This window comes from Nostoc sp. CENA543 (assembly GCF_002896875.1).
Classification (GTDB): domain Bacteria; phylum Cyanobacteriota; class Cyanobacteriia; order Cyanobacteriales; family Nostocaceae; genus Trichormus.
The window spans coordinates 5456893-5471993 of record NZ_CP023278.1; the positions used below are offsets into that span (position 1 = coordinate 5456893).

A 15101-nucleotide genomic window follows, 5' to 3' on the forward strand; every position below is an offset into this window, starting at 1 on the left:
TGGGTTAAATATTTTTTAATTTTATCAATTAAGACAATTTTGATAGCTGTTGTATAAAATTTTGATGTGCTTGAGAAACTAAACTAGCTGTGTACCGATGCTCAAATTCGTGACGCGTGAGTCTGTCCCCACTTTCTAGGGGAGGATTTTTTACACTTTGCTCACAGCCTTTTTCTAAAGATGATGTCATTAGCAGATTCCTCACAGGAGTGTTGCTGCATCTAGTATAGGCAATTTTTATCTCAGCCAATTTTGCCAAGCATCCCAATGATCAACCAGTTGGGCAAATTCTGCATAACCTGCACTTCTCGGATGTGCGCCATCATAATTTCTGGCTTCTTCCAGCCAAACTTTGGACTGTTTTAATCTTGAGAAAACATCGAGATAAGGAACATTTAAATCATGGCAAACTAAAGCAAATTTCTGAGCTAAATCAGCAATTCTCTGATTTTGTTCCTCATCTCCACATGGTGGAGGGCTAACCATTAAAACAGGATATAAATTTTTCGCTTCACTTAAAATACTATGGATATTTGCCAATGATTGTGTAATATCAACACGAGTTTTACCATTCTCCATGCTTGTATCGTTAACACCAAAAGAAAATACAACTCTACCGTCGTATTCTTGTGGTAAACGATAGGAGGCTTCGTTTAACCATCTCTGTCTTAATTCTGTACTCGTTTCTCGCCTCACACCTAAATTATAGTAGGTGATGTCATAACCTTTTTTGTGAGCATTTACACAGATTCTTCCTGTCCAGCCCAGGTATTCTGGGTCTCCTGTCCCGTTCACAAAAGATTCTCCTAGAAAGCAAATTCTGATTTGTGATTTATATTTATCGTTCACGTCACCTCTAATTATTGGCATTATTCTCTAGGATGATCTTGAAACCAATTAACAGCAAAATCAACTGCATTTCGCACATTAAAAAATTTTGTTGTGGCAGAACCAACTGTGGAGCTTTTCACTTGACCTGTGCTTTCAAAAGCTCCACCTATTTCAGCAAAACAACTATTATCAATATCAATATCTGTGAACCATTGCCAAATTCGCTCTCCTGCGGCGATGATAGGCGCGCCTTTTGTTACTTTTTCTAATTGACCAATTCGGTACTCAGCTAAGTGAAAACTTGTGCAATTATCGTATCCTACTCCCAATAACAGTACCCAAGCGTTCAAATTATATAGATGAGCTAAAGGTGAATTTTCTCCCAGAGAATAATCAAGAGAGTGATTTGCAATGATCTTTTCAGCATCTTTTCCCCAAGCAGCGAAGGAAACCTGCGGGTGAGAACTTCGCAGAACATTGTGACAAGTACGGAAGGTTTCCACGATTTGACCCATACCTCGTGTTGGGGTAACTTGAGGATCAAAAGCTGGCATAGTTTCACGAATAATAGACCACCACTCTTGAGGAACCGGTGGTTCTTGCCATGCAGCAGGGTCAGACAAATCACCGGAATGGGTAGGCATTACTAAGTTTCCGTTTGGTGTGATGACATCCATCAAGGCCTGAACTACTGCGACTGAACCGCCGCAAACCCATCCTAGTGAACTTAGGGATGAATGAACTATGACTGTCATTCCTGGAATCAGCCCTGCTTGGAATAAATCTGCGGCTAAACTCTGACGAGTACGGGGTGATGATGTATTGAGAATTACTTTCGATTCACTCATAAGACAACAAAAGAGAGGTAAAGTCATTTACCTCTCTTGAATAAATTATTTAAACCAAGTCAGCTTTTAGTATCTGCCGGGTTTGTGAACGATGAAGCTGAGAACTTGGCACTGCTTGATGTTGTCAAAACCTACAACACGGATGTAGTTACCAGGATACTGAGAACGGCAAGCTTGAACTTCGCCTAATACTTCGCGAGTGGTTTGGGCGTTGAACAAGGGAAGCTTCCACATTGTCCAGTAGAATTCTGTAGGTTCGGAAGTCTCGTTGAATTCGATTGCGGGGATGTAACCTTGGTTCAGGATGTACTGAACTTGCTTTTCAATTTGAGCGTCGGTGAGGGGGGGTAAGTAAGAAAGGGTCTCGTAACGACGTTCTTTTGGTAAGGTTTGCATAGCTAAGTAATAACTGTTTACTATTTGGTGACGACTGAGAAATTTCCTAACTGGCTAAGTTATCCCGGTCAGGATCGGAAAATCTTGGCTGTTCTGATTCAGGACTGGGGTGGGATAAACTCAGTTGCGTAATGCGTTCTAAATGCTGGCGACGTTGTTCCATATTGGCTTGCTGAATGCCGGTGCGAATCATTTCGGGGAGAAAATCAGCGATTTCTTCAGCTATATGTTCTCTGACCGTCATAATTCGCAGTGCCAAATCTGGCTTTGCTTGTAAAAGTTCTTCGATGTATTTTTCTCCATCTTGAACTTTTCCGGCAGAAAAGTTTTGTAACCAATGTGCTAAAGGAGGATTCGTTTCGCCTAGCTGTGCCAGAACTGTCCTTAGTGCCTGATAAGTCAGGTAGCTTTGGAGAGTCTTGGCTGTGTCCTTCGCAATTTGCTTGAGATTCATGCTTGACCCAGCCCAAGTTTAAGTAAAAAGTCAAAAGTAAAAAGTAAAAAGAAGGAATGAAAATTTTCTTTTACCCTTTGGTATGAGCCGCTTGCTGATGTGGGAAACTCTCACTTCAGCAGTGGCTTACCTTTTAACTTTTTACCTTTTACTTGATGATCAGACGGTATCCATTGCCTCAAACTCGAACTTGATTTCTTTCCACAGTTCGCAAGCAGCAGCCAATTCAGGAGACCACTTAGCAGCTTCACGGATAACGTCGTTACCTTCGCGTGCCAAGTTACGGCCTTCGTTACGAGCTTGGATACAAGCTTCTAGAGCTACGCGGTTTGCGGTTGCACCAGGAGCGTTACCCCAGGGGTGTCCGAGTGTACCACCACCGAATTGCAGTACGGAGTCGTCACCGAAGATTTCTACTAGTGCGGGCATATGCCATACGTGGATACCACCAGAAGCTACTGCCATTACACCAGGTAAAGAAGCCCAATCTTGGGTAAAGTAGATACCGCGAGATTTGTCTTGCTCAACGTAGTTTTCACGCAACAGGTCAACGAAGCCCATTGTGATACCACGTTCACCTTCTAATTTACCTACTACGGTACCGGTGTGGATGTGGTCACCACCAGATAAACGTAGAGCTTTAGCCAATACACGGAAGTGAATACCGTGGTTCTTTTGACGGTCGATTACAGCGTGCATCGCACGGTGGATGTGCAGTAATAAACCGTTGTCACGACACCAACGCGCCAAGGTGGTGTTAGCTGTGAAACCTGCTGTGAGGTAGTCGTGCATGATGATGGGCATATTGAGTTCTTTAGCGTACTCAGCCCGCTTCAACATTTCTTCGCAGGTAGGCGCGGTAACGTTGAGGTAGTGACCTTTGATTTCGCCGGTTTCTGCTTGAGACTTGTGGATAGCGTCAGCTACGAACAAGAAGCGATCGCGCCATCTTTGGAAAGGTGCAGAGTTGATGTTTTCGTCGTCTTTGGTGAAGTCCAAACCGCCACGTAAACATTCGTATACTGCACGACCGTAGTTCTTAGCAGATAGACCTAATTTTGGTTTGATGGTACAACCCAACAAAGGACGACCATATTTGTTTAATTTGTCACGCTCAACTTGAATACCGTGGGGAGGGCCTTGGAATGTCTTGATGTAAGCAACTGGGAAGCGAATGTCTTCCAGACGCAATGCCCGCAAAGCTTTAAAACCAAATACGTTACCTACAATTGAGGTTAAAACGTTGGTGATGGAGCCTTCTTCAAAGAGATCCAGAGGATAGGCAATGTAGGCAATAAACTGGTTGTCTTCGCCAGGAACTGGTTCGATATCGTAGCAACGACCTTTGTAACGATCTAGATCGGTTAATAAGTCTGTCCATACGGTTGTCCAAGTACCAGTAGAAGACTCAGCCGCTACAGCCGCAGCTGCTTCTTCAAAGGGAACTCCAGGCTGGGGTGTAACACGGAACGCCGCTAGAAGATCCGTATCTTTAGGTGTGTAATCAGGTGTGTAATAAGTTAGTCTGTAATCTTGAACCCCGGCTTTATACCCAGCTTTTGACTGAGTCTTCGTTTGAGCGTAAGACATATCTATCCTTCCAAGATGTCACTCTTTTTACTTATCAAATCACGTTGTGGGCAGTTTTTTCTCGCGATCGCCCTATCTCTCCATCAACAAGGAGAAAAACAGGAATAACTTTTTTTTAGAGGTTTTCTTTGGTTGAGGGTAGCGATTTTCTGCTACTGACAACTGGTAAATCTCTTCACCCGTCTTCCCTCGTGGGGATTGCATAACTTCACGGTTGTGCTTTATCCCTCATGCCAACATTTAAAAATTCTCTTTTATCTGTTTTTCTCACTCCACTACAGTGCTTTATCTCATTGCTACCTTCGCGCTAGGGTGAAAGTATGAGTTATTTCCCAAAATCCCTGTGTATTTAGGTAATCGGGTTGTGATTCACAAGTTTCCGCCCATACTTTCCTGATGTCTTCCTGATTTCCCAGAAATAGTCAACAGAGAGAGTTTGGCTTGACGGATTACTTAGTGGAGTGATGAGCGCGAGATAAAAAGTTGCACACCACGAATTTGTAACTTGTCTCACAATATATCAAGAAATGGCATAAGTTAATCTTTGAAAGTTTTTAACTTATATATTTAAATTTGTTATTAAATAAATATTTAAACATTTTGTTTCAAAGTCTTTACAAAATACCTCTTTAGTTATAAGCACTTTGATGAAGTGATTGAGTGCTGAGTTTTGAGTGCTGTTAGCGGAAGCGGGGCGTTTAGCCCGTGCTGTTAGCGGAAGCGGGGCGTTTAGCCGGTGATGTTAGCGGAAGCGGGGCGTTTAGCCGATGCTGAATTTTGAGTGATGTTAGTGGTAGTGCGGCGTTTAGCTGGTGCTGAGTTGAGAAGTAAATTCTACCTTGTCTACCTTGTCTACCTTGTCCCCATTCCCCAGTCCTCAGTCCCCAATTCCCAGTCCCCATTCCCCAGTCCCCAATCCCACGCCTAATGTTTAAAAACTACTAACTGCGGGAAAACTGAGATCAATTGTTAGCCAGTCTAGGTAATGGCTACAGGTATTGTCTCCAAAGGAAATTTCACCGTGGTATTACTTCACAAACGTACTAGTTTACTGATGACTTCTATATTGTTGGGGTTGGTGGTTGTGCCGAATATTTCAGCTAAGGCGCAAACTACCCCTCCAGTTGATGCTTCGGAGTTAGCCCCGACTTATCCCCCTTCAGCACCGCCTCCACGAGTAGCACCTCTACCTGATGAACGAGACTTGCAAGAACGGGCAGTGGAAACTGATTATCGTGTGAATAATTTACTCGCAGATTTTTCAGGTAATCTTTGGGTGGGTTCTTGGCGAGGATTGTCACGCATTGACCCCAAAACCGGTAAAATTTTGGGGCGTGTTAGTCTACCGAATACTGCCATTGGTGCTTTAGCACAGGATAAAGTCGGAAGGCTATGGGTAGGAACTTATGAAGGACTTTTACGGGTAGAACCTCGCACTAATGAAATTACTGCTCAAAATTTATTGTTGCCTTCCAAGAGGGTGTTATCGCTACTAGTTGATAAGCGTGGTTATCTGTGGACGGGAACGGACAATGGTTTAGCGTTAATTAGTCCCGATCAAGGTTTAATTATGACCACGGTGAAGAATTTACCTGGTGTGAGTGCCAATGCTTTGACTTTAGATGCGGAAGGTCAACTTTGGGTGGGGACTTTGGATGGTGTCGTGCGAGTCAATACCGCCAGTGGGTTGATTATGAAGCGCATCAACGATTTACCTGGGACGACAGTACAAACTTTAGCTATTAGTCCAGAAGGTTTGATTTGGGCAGGAATGCCTAATAATTTACTAGTGATTAATCCCAAAACTGGAATAGTGTTGCGTTCGGTGGCACGGTTGCGGGGCAAGAATGTCACCGCAGTTCGTTTTGCAAAAGATGGTAGTGTGTGGGTAGGGACTAACGATGGTTTGTTACGATTGAATCCAAATACAGGCGCAGTGTTAGATGAAGTTGCCGGACTACCTTCAAGTCGAGTGCTAGCACTTGTACCAGACGTTGCAAGTAAATTATGGATTGGTACAACTGAAGGTCTAGCTTGGTTAATGCCCAAAATGGAAAGTGCCAAACCTCATCTAGCTTTCAGCCGTGCTGTGAAATGAAAAAATGGGAATTGGACATTGGGGTAAAAATTATTCTCCTGTATCTCAATTCCCCATTCCCAATTCCCCATTCCCCATCCCCAATTTCCCATTCCCGATTGACGAAAAATGGCAATTACTACCCAGCAATTAATTCAATTTAAACAACAGGGACGCGCAATTGTAGCTTTGACTGCATGGGATTGCGCGATCGCTCATATTCTTGATGCGGCTGGTGTAGACTTAATCCTGGTGGGGGACTCGATGGCAGCGATTTTGGGGTATAAAAATACGCTGCCGATTACTCTAGAGGAAACGCTGCACCATGCTAAAGCTGTGCGTCGCGGTGTCAAACGGGCTTTGGTGGTGGTCGATTTACCGTTTTTGACTTATCAAGAAAGTGTTCAGCAAGCTATCCATTCGGCTGGACGGGTATTAAAGGAAACAGGAGCGCAAGCCGTTAAATTAGAAGGTGGTTATCCTGCGATGGTGGAAACTGTGGCGCGGTTGGTGCAGGCGGGAATTCCGGTGATGGGTCATGTGGGTTTGACACCGCAGTCTGTGCATCAGTTGGGTTTGCGACAGCAGGGGAAGACTGAAGAGACAGCCGAGAAAATTTTAAACGAAGCGATCGCTCTCGAACAAGCAGGTGTATTTGCGATCGTTTTAGAGCATATACCCGCCGATTTGGCAATGCAGATTACACAAAAATTGAGCATTCCCACTATTGGTATTGGTGCAGGTTCGCACTGTGATGGTCAAGTTTTAGTTACCTCAGATGTACTGGGATTATCAGAAAAACAACCACCATTTGCCAAAGTCTACACTAATCTACGGGAGACAATCACCCAAGCTGTAAAAGATTACGCTACAGAAGTACGTGAGAGAAAGTTTCCATAATAATTAAATGGGAATAGGGAATGGGGAATGGGGCATTGGGCAATAAGTTACTCTTTTCTTTGTCTCTTACTTCCCCATTCGCCATAGTCATGAGTAATTACTATTTTCTGCTGCTCCACTGTCTCATTTATTGAGAATATATGTATGGTTTTACAAGTCAGTCCTACCCAAAAACAAGTAAATATCACCTGGGAAGCACTTCCTGGGGATTTCGTTTTACCTGATGACCCTGTGGAAAATATTCAGCAACCACCACTTGCAGCCGCACTCACTGACGCTTTAGGAGCTAGCGGACGTATTCAACCCGAAATGCTCATCGGCTCGAATTTTGGGCTAGTAGCGACAGTGAATAAAAAAATTGTGGTGAAAGCACCTGATTGGTTTTATGTCCCACAAGTCCAACCTGTCGCTACGGATATCATTCGTCGAAGTTACACGCAAAATTTAGAAGGTGGGGCTGTATCTGTGGTGATGGAATTTCTCTCAGATACGGAAAATGGAGAGTTATCAATTCGTTCGACTCCGCCTTACGGTAAGCTCTATTTTTACGAAAAAATTCTGCAAGTTCCTACCTACGTCACCTACGACCCCTACGAACCAATTTTAGAAGTCCGGTGTTTGCAGGATGGCAAATATGTTTTACAACCGCCCGATACTAACGGACGTTTTTGGATTCCTGAGTTGGAGTTATTTCTGGGAATTTGGTATGGTGAGAGACTTTGCCAAACTATGAATTGGTTGCGGTGGTGGGATGGGGAAGGAAATCTCTTGTTGTGGAGTAGTGAACAAGCTGAACAAGAACGCCAACGCGCTGAACAGGAAAAACAACGTGCAGAGAAATTGGCTGCTAAGTTGCGTGAGCTAGGTGTTGACCCTGATGCGATCGCCTAATGTCATCAGTGAATAATTAAGTTATGGAATCACTGTGCGATCGCAAATTTCATGAAGCAGCAAAAAAATCAATATAGTCATCTCACAGCCATTGATAGAAATTATCTCTCATTCCCAGCACAGTTTTTACTCAATCAAAATCTGCTCAATGGCAAAATCTTAGACTTTGGTTGTGGCTTGGGTAATGATGTGAAGTTATTACAACAGAAAGGCTGTGATATCACTGGTTATGACCCTTATTATTACCCCCAATATCCTCACGATAAATTCGACACTATAATTTGCTTCTATGTCTTAAATGTTTTATCTCCTGAAGAACAAACTCAGGTAATCATGGAAATATCCCATTTATTAAAACCAGGGGGTAAAGCTTATTATGCAGTGAGGAGAGATATCAAAAAAGAAGGTTTTCGAGAACATTATGTTCATAAAAAACCGACATATCAATGTATTGTTAAACTCCCATTTAATTCTATTCATTTAGATGAAATGCGAGAAATATATGAATACATTCATTATAATTATCAAAGGAATTCTCCTAATTATTGCATATTTTGTAATCCTGGCAGACATCTCACTCTCTTAACTGAATCAGCAACAGCTTATGCAATTTTTGATGGCTATCCCATCAGTAAAGGTCACATTTTGGTGATTCCCAAACGTCATGTTAGTAATTATTTTGAGCTACCTTTTTCAGAACAGTCTGCTTGTTGGCTAATGGTGAATAAGGTACAAGAAATGCTCAAAGCGGAATTTTCCCCTGATGGTTTTAATGTGGGTATGAATATCAATCGCGCTGCTGGGCAAAACATTATGCACGCCAGCATACATATTATTCCTCGCTATCAAGGTGATAGTGTTGGGGTAAAAAGTGGAATACGGAATGTCATTGCGAAAAGAAAATAGTTGTACCAATTCGCAATTTGCAATTCGCAATTCGCAATCAATGGGCTAACGCGCCCCGCTACGCTAACGCAATGGACTAATGTCCCGCTTCTCTACAGTACAGAATAAACGGTATAGAAAACCTCTCTCTAAATCTCTCTCCTGCGAGGAGAGAGACTTTGAGGCAAATTTTACTCAGACAGGAAAGGATTGTGCATGAATTTTTTACACCTGAAAACATACAGAATCAACATCTAGATTCAGGGGTGAAAAATTGCAATTAAACTTTCCCAAATCGCCGCTCCCTTTGTTGATAGGCACATAGGGCGCGATGGAATTCGGCTCGGTCGAAATCTGGCCAGAGTGTGTCAGTAATGTAAATTTCTCCATAGGCCATTTGCCAGAGGAGGAAATTAGAAAGACGCATTTCGCCACTGGTGCGAATCAATAAATCGGGGTCAGCAATTCCGGCTGTATATAAATGACCCTCAAATACTTCTTCTGAGATTTCGTCAGGTTTGAGGATACCTTGCTGGACTTTTTGGGCGATCGCGCGACAAGCTTGCAAAATCTCCTGTCGTCCACCGTAGTTAGTCGCTACAGAAAAGCGGATACCACGATTATTTTTGGTTTCTTCCATTGAACGGGAAATTTCTGCTTGCAGCGATCGCGGCAATGCTGCTAAATTGCCAACAAACTGAATCTGCACATTTTCTTCGACCATTTCCCGCAACTCTTGACGCAAAACTCTCTGGAATAGCGTCATCAGAAAATCTACTTCTTCTTGGGGTCTTTTCCAGTTTTCAGTGGAAAAAGCATAGGCTGTTAAAGCCTGGATTCCCCAATCTTTACAACAGCGCAGTAAATCCTTCAGGGCATCAACTCCACGCTTATGCCCCATAATACGGGGTAAACCTTGACGTTTAGCCCAACGACCATTGCCATCCATAATCACCGCAACGTGTTTAGGCAATAGTTCTGGTTTTAAATCTAGGGGTAATTCGTATAGTTCAGTTTGTTGTATTGTCATTTTTTATCTTGAGAAGCGGTCGAAGGTAATCCAAGTAAGCGTGAACCCAGTTTCAATGCTTTACTCCCAATCTGACGACCCAAGCTGAACAAACCGGGAGCAACTGCTTCCCGATCTACAGTTGGAGACAATCGAGCCTCTAAAGACTCTTTGAGCTTCCTAATTGTTAGCGGCCTATTTAGAATTCCCCGTTCTGCGAGGGAAATAGAACCCGTTTCTTCTGAGACAACGACACAGATACAATTTTCGACTCGCTCAGTAATTCCCATTGCTGCCCGATGGCGTGTACCCAACTGGCGCGATGCTGTGCGTCCCGAAAGCGGTAAAATTATACCCGATGATACAATCCGTGAACCACGGATTAATGTTGCACCATCGTGCAGTAGGGTTTTGGGTTGAAAAATTGTCTGTATCAGTTCCTTGGAAACATCAGCGTTCAATTTAACTCCAGGGACAGAAAAATCCCGTTCATCAATGGGGCCAGTTGTTTCCAAAATTAGTAAAGCTCCGATTCGGTTTTTCGAGAGTTCTTTAACCGCTTCCACAATTTCATCTATTACACTATCAGACTTAGGAATAGTCAGATTGGATGGTTGGAACAATTGCCGAAATTCACCGCGTCCTAATTGTTCTAGAAAGCGGCGAAATTCTGACTGGAGAGCAACTGCCATTGCTACAGCACAGCCAATCACCAATTTTTCTAGCACAAAATTTAACAGTGGTAGACCAAATCTGCCGCTTAGTGCTGAGGCTAGCATCAAAACAATAAAACCCCGCACCATCCAAAGTGTCCGACGCTCACTGATGATCACGAGGATCATGTAAGTCAGTGCCAGCACCAATACAATATCCAGAGTCCCCAACAGCAAGGACTGAGACCATCCCAGGTTTGCCAGCCATTGCTTCCACCAATCTTTCATGACATCTGGAACTCTTAATACTTTTAGTCATTAGTTATTAGTCATTAGTCATTAGTCATTAGCTAATAACTAATGACCAAGGACTAGTGACTAATTCTTCAATCTTTCCGGTAAACGATCTTGTCGAATTAAATCTTGATAAGTTTCGCGTTGCAAAATTAAGTTTGCTTCGCCATTTGCCACTAGAACTGCTGCCGGTCTGGGTAAGCGGTTATAGTTGGATGCCATACTGTAATTGTAAGCACCAGTTGCCATAACTACCAGTGTATCTCCTGGTTCGGTTTTGGGCAGTTGGGCATTTTTAATTAAGATATCCCCTGATTCACAGTGTTTACCAGCAATGGTAACTGTTTCTGTGATAGGCGCAGACATTTTGTTGGCAACGACTGTGCGATAAACTGACTGGTAGGTAATGGGACGCGGATTGTCGGACATACCGCCATCTATGGCAATATAAGTACGAATTTCCGGTATGGTTTTGGATGAACCGATGGTGTAAGCTGTCACGCAGGCAGTAGCAATTAGCGATCGCCCTGGTTCAGATAATAATTTTGGTAAAGGTAGATTTTCCACTGCACAGGCTGCTTGTACGACATCACAAATCGCCTTCACCCATTCTTCAATGCTTGGTGGGTCATCTGATTCTACATACTTAATACCTAAACCGCCACCCACATTCAATTCGGTGACATTCAAACCGTATTTAGCTGCATCCCTCAACCATTGCACCATGACAGCCGCTAAGTCTTGATGGGGTTGCCGTTCAAAGATTTGCGAACCAATGTGAGCATGTACACCCACACAGTTTAAATTTGATTGCTGACTGACAAATTTAAACACCTCGTCTAAATCATTGGGGTCAAAACCAAACTTGCTGTCTAGGTGTCCAGTACGAATGTACTCATGAGTATGACATTCAATCCCTGGTGTCAAGCGCAGCATAATCCGCACTGGTGGTAGAGAAGTGCTTGACAAGATATCCACGAGGGTGTGTAACTCGTACCAGTTATCGACAACAATTGTCACCCCAGATTCAATGGCTAAGTTGAGTTCTTCGCGAGATTTATTATTACCGTGGAGGTAAATCTTCTCAGGACTAATCCCAGCAGTTAGGGCAGTATACAATTCACCGCCAGAAACTACGTCAATTCCTAAACCTTCGGAGGCGATAATGGCATCTACAGCCAGACAATTCCAAGCTTTAGAAGCATAGAGTACCTGAGATTCGCCTTGATAATATTTTTTAAAGCTATCTCGATATTGTTGGCAGGCGGTTCTGAGAGTTTCTTCATCTAAAATATACAAAGGTGAGCCAAACTGCTGCACTAGGGTTGTGACATCACACCCACCGATAGCCAAGCAACCTGCACTATTAACTTTGGCAGTTAGTGGGAAGAGTTCTTGGTTAGGCGAAATATTTGTATTTACGCTGTCGCTTTGGGGTAAATACTGCTCTCCAGTATATTGAACCCCAGCCAGGTGAGTCGATACCATATTTATATAGATTGTCCTTGTTGAAATTAGGGGCGTGAATCAGTCTCCCGATCCCAGTTTACAAAGGGTTAGTAATCTTATCCCAATAAAAGTGATCTTATCTTCTAACTTAAAACTCAAATCATTGACCCCGGATGATCTAGGTGCGATTTTGGAACTAGATCAAACCTGTTTTGGCGGACTTTGGACACTGGAAGGCTACCAACGCGAATTAGATAGCCCTAACAGTGATTTACTGGGAATATTTTCCCCCCACTCCCATACATTATTACTTGGTATGGGCTGCTTTTGGACGATTTTAGAGGAAGCTCACATTACAATTGTGGCAGTTCATCCTCTGTATCAAGGTCAAGGTTTGGGACAGGCTTTAGTCTATTCTTTGCTGAAAACAGCTTGCGATCGCAACTTAGAAAGAGCAACTCTTGAAGTCCGAGCCTCTAACCAAGCCGCAATCTCTTTATATCAAAAATTTGAGTTCAAAACAGCTGGGCGGCGACGGGGCTATTACCAAGATAATGGCGAAGATGCCTTGATTCTTTGGCTTTCTGATCTACAACACCCTTCATTTCAGGACAAACTAGAGAAATGGCATTCTATGGTTGTGGCTAAATTGGAAAAGTCATTAGTTATTAGTCATTAGTCATTAGTCATTAGTCATTAGTCATTAGTTATTAGTCATCAGTTATTAGTCATTAGTCAATAGTCAACAGTCAATAGTCAACAGTCAATAGTCAATAGTCATTACTCAGCACGCTGCTCAACGCTCCGCTTCCGCTAACAGCACTCAATTACCGACGATTATTTAACAGAGTGAAGGAATTAATTACTTGTTGGTATGCTTGACGATAGATTGCGTCATTATTGCCATAATTTGTTTTAGATAATTTGATGACAATTATTCGCCCATCTCTAGGATTGACAAAAGCGACGTTTTCGTCTTCGTATAAGCCACTTGATTGGAATTTGATTCCAGTTTGTCCAGCTATTCTGGCAGCTTTAAAGTCGCGAGTGGCAGAAAATTGATTACTCTGTTGCACCCATCTTTGTAAGGGCAATTTTTTGGGATTATTATTAATAGTTATGCTGACGTTGGCGGGGTATTCTGTACCACCTGCATATTCACCATTACGAAGTTTTTGAGCATGATTTTTCGTCCAAATATCGATGCTAGCTAAGGGTGAATCAGTCGGATTTCTGGGAGTAGATATTTTATTATCTATGACAAAATCTTTGGTTGAGTAGCTAAATTGAAACTTAAAGCGATCGCTGCGGTAAATTCCTTGATTTTTTACCGATTGTTTGGGTGTAGTAGTAGAATTTGGTGCGACAGTATTCGCTGTTGATGCGCTGGCGATCGCGCCTACAGTCACTAAAGCGATCAATAATGGATATACAATCAATTTATGCAATTGTTTGTTGTGAGCTTGCATGATTCATTCCTGGGAAAATATCTGTTCAACATCTCATAACTTCAAGAGAGAACAGATAATTTTCGCAAGCATTATCAAACATTATATTTATATGTTTGAGTGCAGTTTTTAGTCGAAATAGATAGAAAGCTGACGAAATTCACATAATTTTTGGCTTTTGCCTTTTTTAAGATAGATGTGTACAGTAGTTGAGTGAAATATACAACTTTCAATTAAAACGCATCCATCTATGGATATAAAAACCAAACGCCTGCTGCTGCTTGTGGCTTCTTGTAGTGTCGCTGGTGTCATTTTAGGGGGGACTAGTAGTTGGGCGCAAAGCAATCTGTGCTTGCAAGCCGAACGCATTACAAGCGATTGCTTGACTCAAAACCCTGTACAAAAAACCATTCAAGGTATGAGTACAGGGTTATTAGCAGGAGCAGGAGCAGCTTTTGGTGTAGCCTGGAATGTGCGCCATAATGACTAGAAGCTGTAATTGCGATCGCGCACCCATAGACTCATCGGTACAGCGTTACCTTGGGGATCTACTTTAACTTTGACGGTGATGGGTCGTAGCTGTCTAGTTCTATTTTGTCTAGAAGAACGACGAATATCTTCGCTAATTAGCTGGCGTTGTTCTTCAGCAACATTAAATGTTTCCACACCATAGTTGATCACACCATTCTCATACACCCCTCTGAGGGCGACTTGATTATTCGGGAGGGATATCGGTAGAGTATCACTGACACGCACAGGCCGCCAAGCCCTGGGTACACCACGACCGAAAGATTGTTGTTCTCGGAGAATCACATAGATATCAGTCCCAGATAGTAATCTGCCGTTTCTACCGCGATTTCGCCGCACAAGATCATTCCAACCTGGTAATCTTCGCAAATTAGAAACGCGCGCTATGTTGTAATCAAGATTAAGCGCGTAACCTTGCAATACATTTTCTGGAGACGAAGCCACAGTTTGTAAAATCACCTCTCTACCGGTGAGGTTAGTATATGCAGCTTGGGTAGGAACCGATAAGATTAATCCCGCTTGCAGCATGAGGGGAACGAATAACCGCCAAAAAGGTAAAGGTTGGTTATATTTTTGCTCAGTCGCAGTCAGGTAATCTTTAAAAGTCAGCTTCTTCGAGAATTCCGCTTCAGGAGACAAAGTTTTAGTTTTGGTAGATTCAGAAGATTTCTCTGACATGGGCGTAATCCTAAAAATAATTAGTGGTTGACGAAATGAAACTAGGACTTACGCAGATAATGGAATGGGGGCAGGGGGCAGGGGGCAGGGGAGACAAGGCAGACAAGGGAGAGAAAGCAGGGGAAGCAGGGGAGGGGGAAAACAGCGATAACTAATGACTATTACACTCC

General features: G+C 42.9%; 18 protein-coding genes. 6 read left to right on the top strand and 12 right to left on the bottom strand.

The features are described from left to right. Nucleotides 1–28: 28 nt before the first annotated feature. From CLI64_RS31695 to CLI64_RS22715, 7 genes are all read right to left on the bottom strand, one after another. The gene (locus CLI64_RS31695) at nt 29–190 is read right to left on the bottom strand and encodes a hypothetical protein (RefSeq protein ID WP_225977412.1); all 162 of its coding nucleotides are present in this window, start codon (nt 188–190) and stop codon (nt 29–31) included. 47 nt (nt 191–237) lie between these two features. Continuing rightward, on the bottom strand, nt 238–870 hold the full coding sequence (locus tag CLI64_RS22690; protein ID WP_103139342.1) for a GDSL-type esterase/lipase family protein: 633 nt from the start codon (nt 868–870) through the stop codon (nt 238–240). Beyond that, nucleotides 870–1679: an aminoglycoside N(3)-acetyltransferase gene (locus tag CLI64_RS22695; RefSeq protein ID WP_103139343.1), complete on the bottom strand. Its 810-nt coding sequence runs from the start codon at nt 1677–1679 to the stop codon at nt 870–872. Before CLI64_RS22695 ends, CLI64_RS22690 begins: the two co-directional genes overlap by 1 nt. A gap of 66 nt (nt 1680–1745) precedes the next feature. Further along, on the bottom strand, nt 1746–2075 hold the full coding sequence (locus CLI64_RS22700; protein ID WP_103139344.1) for a ribulose bisphosphate carboxylase small subunit: 330 nt from the start codon (nt 2073–2075) through the stop codon (nt 1746–1748). Between the two features lie 46 nt (nt 2076–2121). Beyond that, nucleotides 2122–2529, bottom strand: a complete 408-nt coding sequence (locus CLI64_RS22705) for a chaperonin family protein RbcX (RefSeq protein WP_103139345.1) — start codon at nt 2527–2529, stop codon at nt 2122–2124. A gap of 159 nt (nt 2530–2688) precedes the next feature. Next, complete coding sequence (locus CLI64_RS22710) at nt 2689–4119, bottom strand: form I ribulose bisphosphate carboxylase large subunit (protein WP_062295463.1); 1431 nt, start codon at nt 4117–4119, stop codon at nt 2689–2691. Nucleotides 4120–4817: 698 nt separating this feature from the next. Next, nucleotides 4818–5021 carry a hypothetical protein gene (locus CLI64_RS22715; RefSeq protein ID WP_103139346.1) on the bottom strand — a complete coding sequence of 68 codons (204 nt, stop codon included), beginning with the start codon at nt 5019–5021 and terminating at the stop codon, nt 4818–4820. Between the two features lie 83 nt (nt 5022–5104). Here CLI64_RS22715 and CLI64_RS22720 point away from each other — a divergent pair, with 83 nt between their 5' ends. The 4 genes from CLI64_RS22720 (at nt 5105) to CLI64_RS22735 (ending at nt 8893) form a co-directional block, all read left to right on the top strand. Beyond that, entirely contained in the window at nt 5105–6217 is a 1113-nt protein-coding gene (locus CLI64_RS22720) for a two-component regulator propeller domain-containing protein (RefSeq protein WP_103139347.1), read from the top strand. A gap of 108 nt (nt 6218–6325) precedes the next feature. Next, nucleotides 6326–7096, top strand: a complete 771-nt coding sequence (panB, locus tag CLI64_RS22725) for a 3-methyl-2-oxobutanoate hydroxymethyltransferase (protein ID WP_103139348.1) — start codon at nt 6326–6328, stop codon at nt 7094–7096. 144 nt (nt 7097–7240) lie between these two features. Further along, nucleotides 7241–7987, top strand: a complete 747-nt coding sequence (locus tag CLI64_RS22730) for a Uma2 family endonuclease (RefSeq protein ID WP_103139349.1) — start codon at nt 7241–7243, stop codon at nt 7985–7987. A gap of 51 nt (nt 7988–8038) precedes the next feature. Further along, on the top strand, nt 8039–8893 hold the full coding sequence (locus tag CLI64_RS22735; protein ID WP_103139350.1) for an HIT family protein: 855 nt from the start codon (nt 8039–8041) through the stop codon (nt 8891–8893). Nucleotides 8894–9152: 259 nt separating this feature from the next. Here the strand turns inward: CLI64_RS22735 and CLI64_RS22740 are convergent, their stop codons facing one another. The 3 genes from CLI64_RS22740 to lysA form a co-directional block, all read right to left on the bottom strand. Beyond that, nucleotides 9153–9902, bottom strand: coding sequence for an isoprenyl transferase (locus CLI64_RS22740; protein WP_103139351.1), 750 nt, complete (start codon nt 9900–9902; stop codon nt 9153–9155). Then, nucleotides 9899–10822, bottom strand: coding sequence for a diadenylate cyclase CdaA (gene cdaA, locus CLI64_RS22745; protein ID WP_103139352.1), 924 nt, complete (start codon nt 10820–10822; stop codon nt 9899–9901). Before cdaA ends, CLI64_RS22740 begins: the two co-directional genes overlap by 4 nt. 90 nt (nt 10823–10912) lie before the next feature. Further along, entirely contained in the window at nt 10913–12316 is a 1404-nt protein-coding gene (lysA, locus tag CLI64_RS22750; RefSeq protein ID WP_103139353.1) for a diaminopimelate decarboxylase, read from the bottom strand. Nucleotides 12317–12410: 94 nt separating this feature from the next. Between lysA and rimI the strand changes: the two genes are divergently transcribed. Then, nucleotides 12411–12956, top strand: a complete 546-nt coding sequence (rimI, locus tag CLI64_RS22755; RefSeq protein ID WP_103140836.1) for a ribosomal protein S18-alanine N-acetyltransferase — start codon at nt 12411–12413, stop codon at nt 12954–12956. Between the two features lie 148 nt (nt 12957–13104). Here rimI and CLI64_RS22760 read toward each other — a convergent pair whose 3' ends face one another. Then, a complete protein-coding gene (locus CLI64_RS22760; protein WP_192881583.1) occupies nt 13105–13746 on the bottom strand; it encodes a hypothetical protein in 642 nt (213 codons plus the stop codon). A gap of 229 nt (nt 13747–13975) precedes the next feature. On the opposite strand from CLI64_RS22760, the gene CLI64_RS22765 reads away from it, so the two are divergent. Next, nucleotides 13976–14215 carry a hypothetical protein gene (locus CLI64_RS22765; protein ID WP_103139355.1) on the top strand — a complete coding sequence of 80 codons (240 nt, stop codon included), beginning with the start codon at nt 13976–13978 and terminating at the stop codon, nt 14213–14215. On the opposite strand, the gene CLI64_RS22770 is transcribed toward CLI64_RS22765, so the two are convergent. Beyond that, nucleotides 14212–14931 (bottom strand): GDYXXLXY domain-containing protein, encoded by a 720-nt coding sequence (locus CLI64_RS22770; RefSeq protein WP_103139356.1) that lies wholly within the window; start codon nt 14929–14931, stop codon nt 14212–14214. The two genes, CLI64_RS22765 and CLI64_RS22770, sit on opposite strands and share 4 nt — an antisense overlap. Between the last annotated feature and the right edge of the window lie 170 nt (nt 14932–15101).

Bases quoted from the DNA above. Each gene is read 5' to 3' on its own strand.
- CLI64_RS31695 (WP_225977412.1), bottom strand. From the start codon at position 190: ATGACATCATCTTTAGAAAAAGGCTGTGAGCAAAGTGTAAAAAATCCT.
- CLI64_RS22690 (WP_103139342.1), bottom strand. From the start codon at position 870: ATGCCAATAATTAGAGGTGACGTGAACGATAAATATAAATCACAAATC.
- CLI64_RS22695 (WP_103139343.1), bottom strand. From the start codon at position 1,679: ATGAGTGAATCGAAAGTAATTCTCAATACATCATCACCCCGTACTCGT.
- CLI64_RS22700 (WP_103139344.1), bottom strand. From the start codon at position 2,075: ATGCAAACCTTACCAAAAGAACGTCGTTACGAGACCCTTTCTTACTTA.
- CLI64_RS22705 (WP_103139345.1), bottom strand. From the start codon at position 2,529: ATGAATCTCAAGCAAATTGCGAAGGACACAGCCAAGACTCTCCAAAGC.
- CLI64_RS22710 (WP_062295463.1), bottom strand. From the start codon at position 4,119: ATGTCTTACGCTCAAACGAAGACTCAGTCAAAAGCTGGGTATAAAGCC.
- CLI64_RS22715 (WP_103139346.1), bottom strand. From the start codon at position 5,021: ATGGGGACTGGGAATTGGGGACTGAGGACTGGGGAATGGGGACAAGGT.
- CLI64_RS22720 (WP_103139347.1), top strand. From the start codon at position 5,105: ATGGCTACAGGTATTGTCTCCAAAGGAAATTTCACCGTGGTATTACTT.
- panB (WP_103139348.1), top strand. From the start codon at position 6,326: ATGGCAATTACTACCCAGCAATTAATTCAATTTAAACAACAGGGACGC.
- CLI64_RS22730 (WP_103139349.1), top strand. From the start codon at position 7,241: ATGGTTTTACAAGTCAGTCCTACCCAAAAACAAGTAAATATCACCTGG.
- CLI64_RS22735 (WP_103139350.1), top strand. From the start codon at position 8,039: ATGAAGCAGCAAAAAAATCAATATAGTCATCTCACAGCCATTGATAGA.
- CLI64_RS22740 (WP_103139351.1), bottom strand. From the start codon at position 9,902: ATGACAATACAACAAACTGAACTATACGAATTACCCCTAGATTTAAAA.
- cdaA (WP_103139352.1), bottom strand. From the start codon at position 10,822: ATGAAAGATTGGTGGAAGCAATGGCTGGCAAACCTGGGATGGTCTCAG.
- lysA (WP_103139353.1), bottom strand. From the start codon at position 12,316: ATGGTATCGACTCACCTGGCTGGGGTTCAATATACTGGAGAGCAGTAT.
- CLI64_RS22760 (WP_192881583.1), bottom strand. From the start codon at position 13,746: ATGCAAGCTCACAACAAACAATTGCATAAATTGATTGTATATCCATTA.
- CLI64_RS22765 (WP_103139355.1), top strand. From the start codon at position 13,976: ATGGATATAAAAACCAAACGCCTGCTGCTGCTTGTGGCTTCTTGTAGT.
- CLI64_RS22770 (WP_103139356.1), bottom strand. From the start codon at position 14,931: ATGTCAGAGAAATCTTCTGAATCTACCAAAACTAAAACTTTGTCTCCT.